The organism is Methylobacterium sp. E-005 (assembly GCF_022829725.1).
Lineage (GTDB): Bacteria > Pseudomonadota > Alphaproteobacteria > Rhizobiales > Beijerinckiaceae > Methylobacterium.
Genome location: NZ_JAKSYG010000019.1, coordinates 38,764 through 54,478, shown reverse-complemented (window position 1 = coordinate 54,478; position 15,715 = coordinate 38,764). Strand labels below are relative to the sequence as shown.

General features: G+C 67.7%; 16 protein-coding genes. 7 read left to right on the top strand and 9 right to left on the bottom strand.

The genetic code is table 11. The features are described from left to right. The coding region (locus MKK88_RS00955; protein WP_243996711.1) for an integrase core domain-containing protein at nucleotides 1-282 on the top strand (282 nt) is incomplete at its 5' end. Here the strand turns inward: MKK88_RS00955 and MKK88_RS34195 are convergent. From MKK88_RS34195 to MKK88_RS00940, 4 genes are all read right to left on the bottom strand, one after another. Further along, nucleotides 260-649, bottom strand: coding sequence for a cyclic GMP-AMP synthase DncV-like nucleotidyltransferase (locus MKK88_RS34195; protein WP_409566602.1), 390 nt, complete (start codon nucleotides 647-649; stop codon nucleotides 260-262). The genes MKK88_RS00955 and MKK88_RS34195 overlap by 23 nt on opposite strands. A gap of 5 nt (nucleotides 650-654) precedes the next feature. Next, nucleotides 655-954, bottom strand: coding sequence for a cyclic GMP-AMP synthase DncV-like nucleotidyltransferase (locus tag MKK88_RS00950; protein WP_243996710.1), 300 nt, complete (start codon nucleotides 952-954; stop codon nucleotides 655-657). After that, the gene (locus MKK88_RS00945) at nucleotides 951-1,955 is read right to left on the bottom strand and encodes a patatin-like phospholipase family protein (RefSeq protein WP_313902288.1); all 1,005 of its coding nucleotides are present in this window, start codon (nucleotides 1,953-1,955) and stop codon (nucleotides 951-953) included. Before MKK88_RS00945 ends, MKK88_RS00950 begins: the two co-directional genes overlap by 4 nt. 447 nt (nucleotides 1,956-2,402) lie before the next feature. Further along, nucleotides 2,403-6,134 (bottom strand): vitamin B12-dependent ribonucleotide reductase, encoded by a 3,732-nt coding sequence (locus tag MKK88_RS00940; RefSeq protein ID WP_243996709.1) that lies wholly within the window; start codon nucleotides 6,132-6,134, stop codon nucleotides 2,403-2,405. A 512-nt stretch (nucleotides 6,135-6,646) separates the two neighbouring features. Here MKK88_RS00940 and MKK88_RS00935 point away from each other — a divergent pair. Both MKK88_RS00935 and MKK88_RS00930 read left to right on the top strand, forming a co-directional pair. Next, entirely contained in the window at nucleotides 6,647-7,063 is a 417-nt protein-coding gene (locus tag MKK88_RS00935) for an NADH:ubiquinone oxidoreductase subunit NDUFA12 (protein WP_243996708.1), read from the top strand. Nucleotides 7,064-7,188: 125 nt separating this feature from the next. Continuing rightward, entirely contained in the window at nucleotides 7,189-7,851 is a 663-nt protein-coding gene (locus tag MKK88_RS00930; RefSeq protein WP_243996707.1) for a DUF2155 domain-containing protein, read from the top strand. A gap of 7 nt (nucleotides 7,852-7,858) precedes the next feature. Here MKK88_RS00930 and aat read toward each other — a convergent pair whose 3' ends face one another. From aat to MKK88_RS00910, 4 genes are all read right to left on the bottom strand, one after another. Beyond that, nucleotides 7,859-8,542 carry a leucyl/phenylalanyl-tRNA--protein transferase gene (gene aat / locus MKK88_RS00925; protein ID WP_243996706.1) on the bottom strand — a complete coding sequence of 228 codons (684 nt, stop codon included), beginning with the start codon at nucleotides 8,540-8,542 and terminating at the stop codon, nucleotides 7,859-7,861. 79 nt (nucleotides 8,543-8,621) lie between these two features. Next, on the bottom strand, nucleotides 8,622-9,974 hold the full coding sequence (gene accC / locus MKK88_RS00920) for an acetyl-CoA carboxylase biotin carboxylase subunit (RefSeq protein ID WP_243996705.1): 1,353 nt from the start codon (nucleotides 9,972-9,974) through the stop codon (nucleotides 8,622-8,624). A 94-nt stretch (nucleotides 9,975-10,068) separates the two neighbouring features. Next, nucleotides 10,069-10,539, bottom strand: a complete 471-nt coding sequence (gene accB, locus MKK88_RS00915; protein WP_243996704.1) for an acetyl-CoA carboxylase biotin carboxyl carrier protein — start codon at nucleotides 10,537-10,539, stop codon at nucleotides 10,069-10,071. 145 nt (nucleotides 10,540-10,684) lie between these two features. Further along, complete coding sequence (locus tag MKK88_RS00910) at nucleotides 10,685-11,470, bottom strand: DsbA family protein (protein WP_243996703.1); 786 nt, start codon at nucleotides 11,468-11,470, stop codon at nucleotides 10,685-10,687. A gap of 211 nt (nucleotides 11,471-11,681) precedes the next feature. On the opposite strand from MKK88_RS00910, the gene MKK88_RS00905 reads away from it, so the two are divergent. Continuing rightward, nucleotides 11,682-12,836, top strand: a complete 1,155-nt coding sequence (locus tag MKK88_RS00905) for a pyridoxal phosphate-dependent aminotransferase (RefSeq protein ID WP_243996702.1) — start codon at nucleotides 11,682-11,684, stop codon at nucleotides 12,834-12,836. A 4-nt stretch (nucleotides 12,837-12,840) separates the two neighbouring features. Here the strand turns inward: MKK88_RS00905 and gph are convergent, their stop codons facing one another. Then, complete coding sequence (gph, locus tag MKK88_RS00900; RefSeq protein WP_243996701.1) at nucleotides 12,841-13,536, bottom strand: phosphoglycolate phosphatase; 696 nt, start codon at nucleotides 13,534-13,536, stop codon at nucleotides 12,841-12,843. Nucleotides 13,537-13,694: 158 nt separating this feature from the next. Between gph and MKK88_RS00895 the strand changes: the two genes are divergently transcribed. From MKK88_RS00895 to MKK88_RS00885, 3 genes are all read left to right on the top strand, one after another. Continuing rightward, nucleotides 13,695-14,159, top strand: a complete 465-nt coding sequence (locus MKK88_RS00895) for a hypothetical protein (RefSeq protein WP_243996700.1) — start codon at nucleotides 13,695-13,697, stop codon at nucleotides 14,157-14,159. A 130-nt stretch (nucleotides 14,160-14,289) separates the two neighbouring features. Continuing rightward, on the top strand, nucleotides 14,290-15,003 hold the full coding sequence (gene rpiA, locus MKK88_RS00890; protein WP_243996699.1) for a ribose-5-phosphate isomerase RpiA: 714 nt from the start codon (nucleotides 14,290-14,292) through the stop codon (nucleotides 15,001-15,003). A 44-nt stretch (nucleotides 15,004-15,047) separates the two neighbouring features. Continuing rightward, on the top strand, nucleotides 15,048-15,614 hold the full coding sequence (locus MKK88_RS00885) for a DUF2059 domain-containing protein (RefSeq protein WP_243996698.1): 567 nt from the start codon (nucleotides 15,048-15,050) through the stop codon (nucleotides 15,612-15,614). Nucleotides 15,615-15,715: the final 101 nt, after the last annotated feature.

Here is a 15,715-nt window from a genome sequence, read left to right as displayed (position 1 = left end):
CCCACCGCCTATATCGAGCCTGGCAGTCCGTGGGAGAAAGGCTATTGCGGGAGCTTCAACGCAAAGCTGCGGGCTGAACTCCTCAACGGTGAGGTATTCTATACTCTCAAGGAGGCCGGCGTCGTGATCGAGCGATGGCGGAGGCACTACAACAGCATCCGGCCGCACTCGTCGCTCGGCTACCAGCCACCCGCGCCGGAGGTCGTCCTCTGGCCAACTGAACCGAGCGGATCAGTGCCGTCCGCGCGCCCTGCCATCGTCAGCCGACCGACGATGCACTAACTTCGAACTCGGGCCACCGAATGGGGGCAGGCCAACTCCAGTGGGGACGGCTGCGCGCGAAGGCCTTCACGAGACGGACGACGCGAACGAACTGTCCCTTGTCGCCGTCCCTAGACGTGTCGCCGCTCGTTTCCTCGTTGCGCTTCTTGAACCACTTGGTCACATTCAGCGCATCGGATCCCTTCCAATCGGCGCTTGCTAATTCGTACTTGTCCGTGATTACACCCGTGTACGGGTGCTTAGTTCGGTTACGACGGTAGATTGGAACGTCCACGTGGTAGCTGTTGGGCTTCGCATATTGGATGCGGACGCAGTTGTTCCTGACCTCCGGTTTTCGCTGAAACGCCCGTCTTGAAGGGCGTCGCAGACCATCTAACGTGCGGCGAGCGCAGACATCACGCCGCCGTTCGGGCCGACGAGGTCCTCTTGAGCGAAGTAAACCCCGTCGTCGACGTCGTAATCTCCATCGTCGTTCTGGATCATCGTCCGCATGGCGTAAGATCCCTGCGTCGCTAAACCGACCGGCGTCGGTTTTCCATCGCGGGCTAAGCCGTTCCGCAAACGGTTGCGGTTCGACTTGGCCTTGCCGAAAATGTCCCGGCGGCCCGTTGCGTCCATCCAGACGCGGTCGCCGTGGAAACGGCGAAGCTGTTCGTTCGTGTCCTTCGTCATAGCGCACTCCAATCCACGCCCGTCGCTGGCATAGCCGGCAGGTCCATCATCAAGGCTTTCACCATTCGACCGTCGGCGTTGTTCAGGTCGTCGCAGGAGCTCTTCGTCACGTCGGCATCGGAGTTCGCCTGCTGGATCAGGCGATCCACGGCCGCCTTTCTCGCGTCGTCGAGGGCGAGGAATGGCATCATCTCTGCCGGCACATCTTTTTTGGGAAAGCGCAGCGTCCGCACTGGCCTGCCCGCTTGCGTCAGGATGCCGGCAAGGAACCGCGCCATGTTGTCGAAGGCGAACTCCTGCGCGGTGATGCTGAGGGGGGCCACGTCTGCCCCGAGCTTCCACTTCAGCATCGAGCGGTGCACCTCGCGCTCGGTGAGGTGCTCGCCCTCGGGGCGGGAGCAGGTGCCGAGCGAGAACACCTCGATGGGCTGTCCCGGCGGCGCGACCGCCAAGGCGTCAATCATGCCAACCAGGATCGGGTTGTTCGCCCGAAGGCCGCCGTCGGCGAAGATCTGCTTGAGCCCGTGCTTGGCCATGGGGTCGTCGATGGCCGCGAGAGAGCGGTAGATGGGTGCAGCGCTCGACGCCATGCAGACGTCCACCAACGGGTAGAGATCGTCTCGCGGGCCGCTCTTCGGCGTCTTCTTGAAAACCCAGGAACGATGGGTCTTCATCGCCACGGTCGGCACCGAAAGCGAGATCCCCCGACGCTCGTAGACATCGATTACGCGAAGCTCGCCGAGCACGCCGACAAGGGCTTCCCGCAAGGCACCGTCGCCGGCTCGCACTACCGTGTCGCCTAACAGGAGAGCGCGGTAAAGCGCGCTCAGAACGCCTTTGATGCGGTGGGGAAAGATGTGACGCCCGTTCTCCCTGTAGAGTTCGACGACCTCATCCAACGGCTTTCCAATGGCCAAGGCGCAGGCGACGATGGCACCTGTGCTCGTACCCGTAATGTAGTCGAAGCCCTTGCCGAGATCGAGTGCTTCCTCGCCCCTGATACGCGCAAACTAGCTGGTCAAGCGGTTCAGGAACTCGGCGGTGTAGACACCTCGCATCCCGCCACCGTCAAGACTTAGCACGCGGTACGGTCGCATCGCCGTCTCAGGTAGAGCAGCGGCGGGCTGCTTTACATTATCCATCTTGGACTCCTTCCACCCCTTCTGGGCTATAGCTAAGCTTGATCCCGTTTTGTTCTTTGAATCATCCGGCGGCGGGCTACGCCCGCCGCCATGTCGGTGCTCGTTAGATCAGTCTCTCAGTCGTTTTCCCGGTTAAGACCGCCAGTGATACTCGCGGACTGATGCAGTTCAGGGCTCTGTAGCCGCAGCGAGCTAGCTGACGGCCGAACCAATTTGGCAAGTTATGCCTCTCCGCGACGGGCCTTTGAGAAGCAAAAGTGATCATCTTTTGCCTCACGCTAGACAACAACTCATCGGATAGAGCGGCTACGAGCAACCGGTGGTGCTGCCGCAGGTGTCGCACTTCAGGCAGGTGCCATTGCGGACCAGCGTGAAGTTCGCGCATTCCGGGCAGGCCTCGCCGACATAGCCCTTCATCTTCGCCTCGGCCCGCCGGTCGGCGACGCTCCGCTCCGCCTTGGCGAAGGGGAGGGTGTCGGCGATCGTCTCGGCCTGGCCGGCGACCGCCGGCTCTGCCTTCAGCGCTGTGCTGCCGCGGATCGCGTGGACCGTCCCGCCGGCCGGGGCCGACTGACCGGCGTTCGCCGCTCCGACACCGAGGCTGGCACCGGCCGGGCCGCCCTGGATCAGGGTCAGGCGGTCGGCCGAGCCGCGGAGCAGGCCGCGGGAGACGACCGAGGAGGCCGGGGCAGGCTTCGGACCCTCGCGGGTCGTGTCGCCGCTCTCGCCGCCTCCGATCACCGTGCCGCCGATCTCGGCGGGGCTGACATGGGCAAGGTCGGCGCGGCCGAGATACGAGACCGCGAGCTCACGGAACACGTAGTCCAAGAGCGAGGTCGCGTTCTTGATCGCGTCGTTGCCCTGCACGAAGCCGGCCGGCTCGAACCGCGTGAAGGTGAAGGCCTCCACGTACTCCTCGAGCGGCACGCCGTATTGGAGGCCGAGCGAGATCGCGATGGCGAAGTTGTTCATCAGGCTCCGGAAGGTCGCGCCTTCCTTATGCATGTCGATGAAGATCTCGCCGAGGCGGCCGTCGTCGTACTCGCCGGTGCGCAGGTAGACCTTGTGTCCGCCGACCACCGCCTTCTGGGTGTAGCCCTTCCGGCGGGTCGGTAGCTTCTCGCGGGACCGGATCCGCTCGACGCGCTCGATCACCCGCTCGACGATCTTCTCCGCAACCGCCGCGGCCTTGGCGGCGGCCGGGGCCTGCATCAGCGCCTCGATCCCCTCGTCGGCCTCGTCGTCCTCATCCGCGATGAGGGCCGAGTTCAGCGGCTGCGACAGCTTCGAACCGTCGCGGTAGAGGGCGTTCGCCTTGAGGGCCAGGCGCCAGGACAGCAGATAGGCCGCCTTGCAATCCTCCACCGTGGCGTCGTTCGGCATGTTGATGGTCTTGGAGATCGCCCCCGAGATGAAGGGCTGCGCCGCCGCCATCATGCGGATGTGGCTCTCGACCGAGAGGTAGCGCTTGCCGATCCGGCCACAGGGATTGGCGCAATCGAACACCGGGTAGTGCTCGACCTTGAGGAAGGGCGCGCCCTCCAGCGTCATGGCCCCGCAGATATGGGTGTTGGCGGCCTCGATCTCCTTCTTGCTGAAGCCGAGGAACGGCAGCAGTTCGAAGGTCGGGTCGGCGAGCTTCTCGCCCGGGACCTTGAGGGTCTGGGTCAGGAAGTCGTCGCCGAGCGTCCAGCGGTTGAACACGAACTTGATGTCGAAGGCCGACTTCAGGCCCTTCTCCACCGTGGCGATCTTCTCGTCCGTGAAGCCCTTCGCGCGCAGCGTCGTCGGGTTGATCCCCGGAGCCTGACCCATCGAGCCGTGGCCGACCGCGTAAGCCTCGATCTCGGCGATCTCGGATTCGCGGTAACCGAGCGCCCGGAGGGCGTCGGGGGCGGCCTGGTTGATGATCTTGAAGTAGCCGCCGCCCGCGAGCTTCTTGAACTTCACCAGGGCGAAGTCGGGCTCGATGCCGGTCGTGTCGCAATCCATCACGAGACCGATCGTGCCGGTCGGCGCGATCACGGTGGCCTGCGCGTTGCGGTAGCCGTGCTCCTCGCCGAGCTTCAGCGCCCGGTCCCAGGCGGCGCGGGCATGATCGCCCAGATCCGCCTGCGGGATGTTGGCATGGTCGAGCCCGACCGGGGCGACGTTGAGGAACTCGTAGCCCTGGGCTTCGCCATACGCGGCCCGGCGATGGTTGCGGATCACCCGCAGCATCGCGTCGGCATTCTCGTCATAGGCCGGGAAGGTGCCGAGCTCCGCGGCCATCTCGGCCGAGGTGGCATAGGCGACGCCGGTCATGATCGCTGTGAGCGCGCCGGCCAGAGCCCGGCCCGCATCCGAATCGTAGGGCAGGCCCATGGTCATCAGCAGGCCACCGATATTGGCGTAGCCGAGGCCCAGCGTCCGGTAGCGGTAGGAGAGTTCCGCGATCTCCTTCGACGGGAACTGCGCCATCATCACCGAGATCTCGAGCACCACCGTCCAGAGGCGGTTCAGGTGCTCGAAGGCCTCGACGTCGAAGCGCTTGGTCTCGCGATCGTACATCGTCAGCAGGTTCGCCGAGGCGAGATTGCAGGCGGTGTCGTCGAGGAACATGTACTCGGAGCACGGGTTCGAGGCCCGGATCCGCCCGCCCGCCGGGCAGGTGTGCCAATCATTCATCGTGGTGTTGAAGTGCAGGCCCGGATCCGCCGAGGCCCAGGCGGCCTCGCCGATCCGCTCCCACAGGTCGCGGGCCTTCAGGGTCTTGGTGACCTTGCCGGTCGTGCGGGCTTGGAGCCTCCAGTCCGCATCCGCCTCGACGGCGCGCAGGAAGTCGTCAGTCAGCGAGACCGAGTTGTTGGAGTTCTGGCCGGCGACCGTGAGGTAGGCCTCCGAATCCCAGTCGGTGTCGTAGACGGGGAAGTCGATCTTGGTGAAGCCCTGCCGGGCGAACTGGACGACGCGCTTGATATAGGCATCCGGCACCGAGGCGCGGCGGGCGGCCTTGATCTCGCGCTTGAGGGCCGGGTTACGCTCCGGATCGAAGCAGGCATCCCCCTCGGCCTCGCACTGCGTGCAGGCCTTCATCACCAGGTTCAGGTGCTTGGAGACAACCTTGGAGCCGGTCACCAGGGCGGCGACCTTCTGCTCCTCCTTCACCTTCCAGTCGATGAACGACTCGATATCCGGGTGATCGATGTCGACGATCACCATCTTGGCGGCGCGGCGCGTGGTGCCGCCCGACTTGATCGCGCCGGCCGCCCGGTCGCCGATCTTGAGGAAGCTCATCAGGCCCGACGACTTGCCGCCGCCGCCGAGCTTCTCGTTCTCACCGCGCAGCATCGAGAAGTTCGAGCCGGTACCGGAGCCGTACTTGAACAGGCGCGCCTCGCGCACCCACAGATCCATGATGCCGCCCTCGTTCACGAGGTCGTCCTGGACCGACTGGATGAAGCAGGCATGCGGCTGCGGGTGCTCGTAGGCCGAGGCCGACTTGGTGAGCGCGCCGGTCTGCGGGTCGCAGTAATAGTGGCCCTGGCTGGGGCCATCGATGCCATAGGCCCAGTGCAGGCCGGTGTTGAACCATTGCGGCGAGTTCGGCGCCACCATCTGGCGGGCCAGCATGAAGCGCAGCTCGTCCATGAAGGCCGAGGCGTCCTCCTCCGACGAGAAGTAGCCGCCCTTCCAGCCCCAGTAGGTCCAGCAGCCGGCGAGCCGGTCGAACACCTGCGTGGCGGAGGATTCGGAGACGAAGCGTTCGTCCTCGGGCAGCTCGGCCAGCGCCGCGTCGTCCGGCACCGAGCGCCAGAGGAAGGATGGGACCGCGTTCTCCTCGATCCTGCGCAGACGGGCCGGGACGCCCGCCTTGCGGAAGTACTTCTGCGCGAGCACATCGCTCGCCACCTGGCTCCAGCTCTCCGGCACGTCGATCCCGTCGAGGCGGAACACCACCGACCCATCCGGGTTGCGGATCTCGCTCAGCGCCTTGCGGAAGGGGATCCCGGCGTAGGGGGATTGTCCGGTCGTGGTGTAGCGACGCTCGAAGCGCATGAAACAGACCTCTCCCGACAGGACACGCGTGTCCCGGCTCCGCGCGACGCGGAGTCTCTGCCCGATTGTGGGATGCGGATCCGGCCACGCCCAAGTGTCGAGCGCGCCCTGGGTCCGCTTATGAATTCGTGAACCGGTCGCCCCTGCTCAATGCGCCACTCCGGGGCGCGACCGATGCCGGGACGATACCGCTTTCTTCGCTCTCACGTCAACAAGTAGTGTGCGCCGACTCGGTTCCCCGCTAGATCTTGTGCCGGCTCGGAGATTCCTGTGGATATCATGGCCGCCCCGGATAAGTGCCCTTCCGGCTTCCGGGAATCGGATCGGGATTATTTTCGATTCACAGCCCTGGGTTGGGCGGAACCGTCCGGACAAGTTGTGGTGCGACGAACCGCGCAGCGCACGTTGCCCCACGGCGACACAAAGCTCCCGTGGCTGGACTCGCGCGCGCTCGGTCACCATAAGAACGCCGAACGGCGCCAGCGCGGCGCGACACGATTCTGGGACCGACGATGGCGCTGAAGGATACTCTGCTGCGCGTCTTCACGTGGTGGAACGGCCAGACCGTTTCCCTCGCACTCCAGACCGCACGAAGCGGCATCTTCGTCGGCGAGGACGAGTACGGGAACAGGTACTACAAGGCCGAGGGAGCAATGATCGATCGCTCGGTCGGCTCGGAGCGCCGCTGGGTGGTCTATAACGGCTACGCGGACGCCTCGAAGGTTCCCCCAGGCTGGCGCGGCTGGCTGTGCCACAATGTGGACGTTGCCCCGAGCGAAGAGGACTATCAGCCCCGCGCGTGGCAGAAGCCGCATATCGAGAACCAGACCGGCACGCCCAACGCGTACCGGCCGCAGGGTTCGCAGCTGTCATGGGGCCAGCGGCCGGCAGCGACCGGCGATTACGTCTCCTGGACGCCGGGCGAGTAAGACCAGCGCCCGGGCGGCTCAGGCGCCCTTTTGCCGCCACCGTTCCAGTGTTCATGGCGGGCCAACGACATGTCCGCCGCGCATCCATCGGCGCGGCCGGCCTCCCTCGCCTAGGGATCCGCGCCTTGAGCCGCATCACCGTCCTCGCACGCCGTGCGCTCGCCCCGGGCCTCGTGCTCGCCCTCTGGGCCAGCCCGGCCGCCGCCGACAAGATCAAGAACCCGACCGCGGTGTTCTCCGGCCTCGACAAGATCACCGGCCGGATCGTGTCGTTCGAGGTGGCGGTGGACGAGACCGTGCAGTTCGGCGCCCTGCAGCTCACGCCGCGGGTCTGCTACACGCGCCCGCCGACCGAGAGCCCCAAGACCACGGCCTTCCTCGAGGTCGACGAAGTCACCCTCGACAACAAGTATCGCCGGATCTTCACCGGCTGGATGTTCGCGTCGAGCCCCGGCCTGCACGCGATCGAGCATCCGATCTACGACGTGTGGCTGGTTGATTGCAAAGGCGGCGCCGACGTGATCGCCGAGGCCAAGGAGCAGGAAGACGTGCCTGCCGTCGCGGCCAAGCCCGAGAAGACCAAGCGCGCCGGCAAGGACTCCACCAAGACCGCGCAGCAGATCAACGCCGCCGGTCAGGTGGATGTCGAAGCGCCGCGCGGCGTGCCGGTCCAGCCCCGCCAGAAGCCTTCGCGAAAATTCTTCCCGTCGAACGAGGGCCCGGCGCCGGCCCCGCCGCCTCCGGTACAGCAACAGCCGCAGAATCTCTTCGACGCGCTGTTCCGCTAAGCCGCCTTTACAGATCCCCGGAGGCGTCCAGCGCCTCCAGCACCTGTGCGCCCGTCACCGAGCCGTCGCCGGACCAGACATTCCAGTCAGCGACCTGATCGAGGGCCTCGGCGAGGCGGCGCTTGTAAACGTGCCGCGGCAGTTCCTCCGCGCCGAACTGCGTGAGGTGGTCGGTCACGAACTGCGTGTCGGCCAGCCGGTAACGCCCCGCCCGCAGGCGACCCATCAGGTGGACGAGGGCGACCTTCGAGGCGTCGCGCACCTCGTGGAACATGCTCTCGCCGAAGAAGGCCGCCCCGAGGGAGACGCCGTAGAGGCCGCCGATCAGCCGGCCCTCGGGGCCCGCATAGACCTCGATCGTGTGAACGTGGCCCAGGTCGAACAAAGCGCCGTAGAGATCGCGGATGCGGCCGTTGATCCAGGTCCGCTCGCTGTCGCGCCGCGGGGCCGCGCACCCCTCGATCACGCCGTCGAAATCCGTATCGCACCGCACCGTGAACTGATCCGACCGCACCGTGCGGGCGAGGCGTTTGGGCACGCGGAAATTGTCGAGGGGCAGGACGCCGCGCGCCTTCGGCTCGACCCAGTAGAGCGTCGGGTCATGCGCATCCTCGGCCATCGGGAAGATGCCCGCCGCGTAGGCCTTCAGCAGGATCTCGGGGGTGATGTCCACGCGGTGGCTGTCGTGCATGGCCTGAATGTCGCGCGCGCGCCGCGCGAAAACCAGAGGGTCGACGTGCCGGCGTCGACGCAGCCCCGGTTGAAGCCGATCAGGCCTTCATGCCCCCGTCTTCGAGGAAGTGCTCCAGCCAGTGGATGTCGTAGAGGCCGTTCTGCACGTCCGGGTTGCGGACCAGGGTGCGGAACAGGGGCAGCGTGGTGTCGATGCCGTCGATGACGAACTCGTCGAGGGCCCGGCGCAGGCGCATCAGGCATTCGTTGCGGGTACGCCCGTGCACGATCAGCTTGCCGATCAGCGAGTCGTAGTTCGGCGGAATCCGGTAGCCCTGGAAGGCCGCGGAATCGACGCGGACGCCGAGGCCGCCGGGCGTGTGGTAATGGGTGATCTCGCCGGGTGAGGGACGGAAGGTCTCCGGGTGCTCGGCATTGATCCGGCACTCGATGGCGTGGCCCTCGACCTTGATGTCCGCTTGGCTGACCGAGAGGGGGCCACCCGAGGCGACCTGGATCTGCTCGATCACGAGATCGATCCCGGTGATCATCTCGGTGACCGGATGCTCGACCTGGATCCGCGTGTTCATCTCGATGAAGTAGAAGCGGCCATCCTCGTACAGGAACTCGACCGTGCCGGCGCCGAGATAGCCGAGCTCCTTCATGGCGTTGGCGCAGATGCCGCCGATCTCGGCGCGCATCGACTCGTTGAGCGCCGGCGAGCCGCCTTCCTCCCAGACCTTCTGGTGGCGGCGCTGGAGCGAGCAGTCGCGCTCGGCGAGGTGGACGGCGCCGCCGCGGCCGTCGCCCAGCACCTGCACCTCGATGTGGCGCGGCTTCTCCAGATACTTTTCGAGATAGACCGCGTCGTCGCCGAAGGCGGCCTTGGCCTCGGACTTGGCCATGCCGATCGCCTGCTCCAGCTCGGCCTCGGTACGTGCCACCTTCATGCCGCGCCCGCCGCCGCCAGCCGCGGCCTTCACCAAAACCGGGTAGCCGATCTCGGCGGCGACCCGCTTGGCGGTGTCGATATCCTCGACGCCGCCCTCCGAGCCTGGCACGCAGGGGATGCCGAGCTTCAGCGCCGTGCGCTTCGCCTCGATCTTGTCGCCCATGGTGCGGATATGCTGCGCCTTGGGGCCGATGAATCCGATCTGATGGTGGGCCAGCACATCGGCGAACCGGGCATTCTCCGACAGGAAGCCGTAGCCGGGATGGACCGCATCCGCCCCGGTGATCTCGCAGGCCGCGATGATCGAGGGGATGTTGAGGTAGCTGTCGCGCGCCGCCGGCGGGCCGATGCAGACGCTCTCGTCGGCAAGCCGCACGTGCATCGCGTCGGCATCGGCGGTCGAATGAACCGCCACGGTGGCGATCCCGAGCTCCTTCGCCGCCCGCAGGATGCGCAGGGCGATCTCGCCGCGGTTTGCGATCAGGATCTTGTCGAACATCGGACCCGTTAGGGCGTCCTGACGGTCCTGGACCGCACAGGAGGCTCTATCCTCTGGTTAAGCGGCGTCGTCCCGGCGCAGGGGCGTTCGATATCTAGCTGATGACGAGCAGGGCCTCGCCGAACTCGACCGGCTGCCCGTCCTCGACGAAGATGGCGCTGACCGTGCCGGCGCGGGGCGCCACGATCTCGTTGAAGGTCTTCATCGCCTCGATGAGCAGAAGCTTGTCGCTGGCCTCGACCTTCGAGCCGACCTCCACGAAGGCCTTGGCATCGGGCGAGGGGCGCAGATAGGCGGTTCCGACCATTGGCGAGGGCACCGTACCGGCCTGATTCCGCGGCGCCTCGGCCGGCGCCAGCGCGGACGGGGCCGCCTGGGGCTGGACCGGCGGGGCCAGGGCGGCGACCGGCGCGGCCGCAACCTGGAGTCCGACGGGTTCGAGCCGGCGCACGACGCGGATGCGCAGGTCGCCCTTCTCGACCTCGATCTCGGAGAGGCCGGTCTCGGTGACGAGATTGGCGAGCTCGCGCACGAGCTCGGGATCGATGGCGTCGTTCTTTGACATCCGGCCTACTTCGTATCGCGGCGCGTCGGTCCGTCCATCGAGTCGGCGGTGGACCGCGGCCCTGCGGCTGGCGGCTCTTAGACGAAAGCGGTGCGGCGCGACAAGGCCGCCCCCGCCTTTGCGATCCGCCGGAGAACCCGGTCCCTCAGCAGGACGCGTGACCGCACTGACGCACGTCGGCGATGGTCTTGCGCATCGGATCGACGCCAACCGCGCCCGGGATCACCTCGTCGCCGATGATGAAGGCCGGCGTGCCCGAGAGGCCGAGCCGGTCCCCGAGCCCGCGGTTCTCGCTGAGCGCAGCCTTCACCTCGGGGGAGGCCATGTCCTTCTGGAGCTTGGCGGTATCGACGCCGAGATCCTTGGCGACCTGGATCGCCCGGGCACCGTTGACCCGACCCTTGGTCTCGAGCAGCTTCTGGTGGAACTCGAACAGCTTGTCGCCCTTGAGCTGCTGGCGCACCGCGACCGCGACCTGGCTGGCCTCCAGCGATTCCGGGCCGAGCACCGGGAAGTCCTTGATCACCACCCGGAGTTTCGGATCGGCCTTGATCAGTGCCTGAACGTCGCCCAGAGCCTTCCGGCAGTAGCCGCAATTGTAGTCGAAGAACTCGACCATCGTGACATCGCCCTGCGGATTGCCGGCCACGACATCGTGCGGGCCGTTCAGCAGCGCGTCGCGGGATTCCTTGAGGGCGGCGGCCTGGGCGAGGCGCTGCGTCTCGGCCTGCTGCTTCTCGGCCTCGGCGAGCGCCTCCTGCAGCACTTCGGGGTGCTTGACGAGGTAATCCTTGACGATCGCCTCGATCCCGGCGCGCTGCGCGTCCGTGAAGGGTGAGGCGGTGGGCGCTTCGGCATTCTGCGCGAGCGCCGGAACGGCGACGAGGCCGAGCGCCAGGACCAGCGCGGGCAGGGGGCGGATGAACGGCATGGATCCTCGCTTGCGGGGCAAGCCGGCCCGCATCTGGCGCGAGCGGTAGGTGCTGGGTTTGGCGTTTTCGCGGCACCGGGTCAATCGGAGGGTCGCGGAGCGATTCGGGTACGACGAGCACGGTTGAGGCATCCTGCGGCGCGCTCTAGCGTTCCGCCCCTGACCTGATGATTTCGGCCCCGCGGCTTCCCCTGGCCCAGAGAAGGATCCCATGACCGCGATCTCCCGACGCGCTGCCGCCGTCCAGCCCTTCCTCGCCATGGACGTGATGGCCGCGGCCGCCGCCAAGGCGCGGGCCGGCGCCGACGTGGTTCGGATGGAGGTCGGGCAGCCCTCGGCCCCGGCACCCCGTGCCGTGATCACGGCCGCGCAGGCGGCGCTGGCGACCGGGCGCGTGCCCTACACGGAGGCCCTCGGCCTTCCCGCACTTCGGGAGCGGATCGCCCGGGACTACGCGGAGCGCCACGGCGTTTCGGTGACCCCGGAGCGGGTGGTGATCACCACCGGCTCCTCGGCTGGCTTCGTGCTGGCCTTCATGAGCCTGTTCGATGCCGGCGCCCGTGTCGCGGTGCCGCAGCCCGGTTACCCGGCCTATCGCAACATCCTGGCCGCCCTTGATCTCGTGGCGACCCCGATGGTGCTGCGCGCGCAGGATCGCTTCGCCCCAACCGCCGCGCTTCTGCGCGAGACGCACGCCCGGTCGCCGGTTTCCGGCTTGCTCGTGATGAGCCCCGCCAACCCCTCCGGCACCATCATCACGGAGGCGGCCCTGCGGGACCTCTGCACCGCCTCGCGCAGCCTCGGCCTGCCGTTGATCTCGGACGAAATCTATCACGGCCTCAGCTACGGCCAGCCCACCGTGACGGCGCTACGCTTCGATCCCGACGCCGTGGTGATCAATTCCTTCTCGAAATACCATTGCATGACCGGCTGGCGCGTCGGCTGGATGGTGGTGCCGGAGGCACTGGTGCGCACGATCGAGCGTCTGGCGCAGAACCTCTATATCTCGGCGCCCTACCTGTCGCAGATCGGGGCGCTCGCGGCCTTCGAGGCCACGGAGGAACTCGACTCCGTGCGCGACGGGTACGCGCGCAACCGCGCCATCCTGCTCGACGCGCTGCCCGGCTTGGGCCTCGGGCGCGTGCATCCGGCCGACGGCGCCTTCTACCTGTACGCCGACGTAGCGAACCTCACCAACGACGCCGTGGATTTCTGCCGCCGGATGCTCCACGAGGCGCATGTCGCGGCAACGCCCGGCCTGGATTTCGACCCGGACCTCGGCAGCCACCATGTCCGCTTCTCGTTCGCTGGCTCGGGGGCCGAGTGCCGCGAAGCCGTGGCCCGGCTCCGGAGCTGGCTCGCCTGACGGCTCAGGCGGCGTCCGCCAACACCAGCTCCCGAATCGCCGCCGGAAGCGCCGAGAAATGCTCGATCACCCGATCGGGCCCCAGTTCGCTCACCGGCCGGTCGGTGTAGCCGAAGGTCACGGCGACAACCGGGATGCCGGCCGCCTTGGCGGTGTCGATGTCGGTGCGGGAATCGCCGACCATCACGGCGCGGGCCGGATCACCGCCGGCCCGCTCGATCGTGCCGGTGAGATGGCGTGGATCCGGCTTGAATTGCGGGAAGGTATCGCGGCCGCAGATCGCCGCGAAGCGGTGGCCGATCCCGAGGAGGCGCAGCAGCTCGACCGACTGGCCCTCGTACTTGTTGGTGCAGACGGCGAGGCTGAAACCCTCGGCCTCCAGCCGGTCGAGTGCCTCGATGACGCCCGGGAAGAGGTGCGACGTGTCGGCGAGGTGCTCGCCGTAGTGTGCGATGAAGGCCTCGAACAGCCGCTCGTGGTCCTCCGGCGCGAGCGTGCGCCCCTCGGCCTCGAAGCCGCGCCGGATCAGCGCCTTGGCGCCCGCGCCGATCAGCCCGCGGGCCTGCGAGAGCGGCAACTCGGCCAGACCCTCGCGCCGCATCAGCACGTTGAGGGTACCGATCAGGTCGCCCGCAGTCTCCGCCAGGGTCCCATCGAGGTCGAACACGGCGATGGGCGGGCGGTTCGTGGCAGCGGACATGGCGAAGGGCTCCTGACTGGCACGGCCTCGCTACCGGCGGGCGTCGGAGCGGGCAAGTCACCGTCCCTGCGCCGCACCGACACGGCCGACCGGCCTCCGCGCCCCAGACTCGCCCGAAAGCCCGGCGAAAGGCTTCGCGTCACCGTTCGGAACCCGCGATGAAACCGTCCCTGCCTCTCCTGGCCGCCTGCGCGGCGCTCCACGCCCTGCCGGCCGCCGCGACCTCCTACGAGTTCGTGCCCGCGCCGCAGACCGACCTGAACCGCATGTACCGGGTCGACAAAGTGACCGGCGAGGTGACGTCCTGCCAATACGGCCTCCAGGAATCGGCCGGTGGCATCGGCCAGACGGTCTGCTTCGGCGCCGGCGAGGGTGCGGGGCCGCAGACGCCCTCGGAATACGGGCTGGTGGCGAGCCGCCACACCCGCGAGGCCGGCGTCTTCCGGGTGAATTATCGGACCGGCGAGATGAGCATCTGCTTCGTTCTGGTGAAGAAGGAGCAGGTCGTCTGCACCCAGCAGGGCAAGCCCGGCGCCGAGGGGACCTCCGACGCGCCGCTGACCGGGCCCGCCCCCGGCCGCGCCGGAGCCAGCGCCACGCCCGCCCAGGGCATGCGCCCATGACGCAGCATTGTCGGCGCAGGCGTTCCGGTCCGTCCGCTGCCGTGCTAGGGGCCGCGCGGACTTCGCGGAAAGACCAGCTCTCCATGACGTGCGCGCCCTCGCTTGACCTCACCGACCGGGCCCTCTTCCGGTGAGCGGGCCGGATCTGCGTCGCGCCGCTGCGGCGCGCGCCCTCGATCTCGTCGCGCCCGGCATGCGCCTCGGCCTCGGCACCGGATCGACGGCGGCGGCCTTCGTGGCGCTGCTGGGCGAGCGGGTCCGCGACGGTCTCGACATTCTCGGCGTGCCGACCTCGGAGGCGACGCGCGCCCAGGCCGAGGGACTTGGCATCCGACTTGCCACCCTCGACGAGCAGCCCGAACTCGATCTGACCATCGACGGCGCCGACGAGGTCGATGACAGGTTACGCCTGATCAAGGGCGGCGGGGCGGCGCTCCTGCGCGAGAAGATCGTTGCCTGCGCGAGCCACCGCATGGTGGTGATCGCCGATGCGGCCAAGCGTGTCGACCGGCTCGGCGCCTTTCCGCTGCCGATCGAGGTCAATCCGTTCGGCCTCGCCGCCACCCACCGGGCGGTAGAGCGGACGATCGTGGAGGCCGGCTGCTCCGGAAGCGTCCGGCTCCGTGTGCGGCCTGACGGTACCCCACTCGTCACCGATGGTGGCCATCACATCCTGGACGCCCATCTCGGCGCGATCCCCGATCCGGAGGTGCTTGGCGCGGCGCTCTGGGCCGTGCCGGGGGTCGTCGAGCACGGGCTGTTCCTCGGCATTGCCGACGCCGCGATCCTGGCGGCCGTGCAGGACGGGCAGGCCGCCATCACCGTTCTCGGCAGCCTCGCCTGAGGCGCCGGTTTCCTCGCAAGCCCTCCTCGCAGGATCAGTCCAGCATGTCCCGACGCCTCACTGCCGCGCTCGGCCTCGCGCTTGGCCTCGCGCTCCCGTCTGCGGTCTTCGCCCAGGCGCACAAGCCCACGCCGGCCAAGCCCGCGACGCAGCCGAGCACACCCGCGGCCAATACGCCGGCGACGGCGGGCGTCACGCCGAGCCACCTCGCGCTGGCCCGCGAGGTGATGCTCTCCTCCGGTATCGCCCGGTCGTTCGACTCGGTGCTGCCCGCCTTCGCCGAGCAGATCCGCAAGCAGGCCGTCACCCGGCCGGAACTGGCCAAGGATCTCGACGAGGTGCTGGCCTCGCTGCAACCCGAGATGGAGTTGCAGAAGCAGCGCATGATCGACATCGCGGCCCGCACCTACGCGTCCAAGTTCTCTGAGGCCGAGTTGCAGGAAATCGCGACCTTCTTCCGCTCGCCCGCCGGCAAGCACTACGTCGAGGCGCAGCCGCAGCTCCTCGACGAGATGGTGCAGGAGATGCAGGACTGGACCCAGGACGTGTCGGAATACGTCATGGTCCGCGTCCGCGCCGAGATGGGCAAGCGCGGGCATCAGATGCAGTGAGGGCCTCCGCCCGGGCGAGCGGATCACGGTGAAAGCGCCGTCAGCCCGCTCCGCGGGCGCGCAAAGCCGCCTCTACGCGGCGGGTGGGGTTTGCCTCGCCG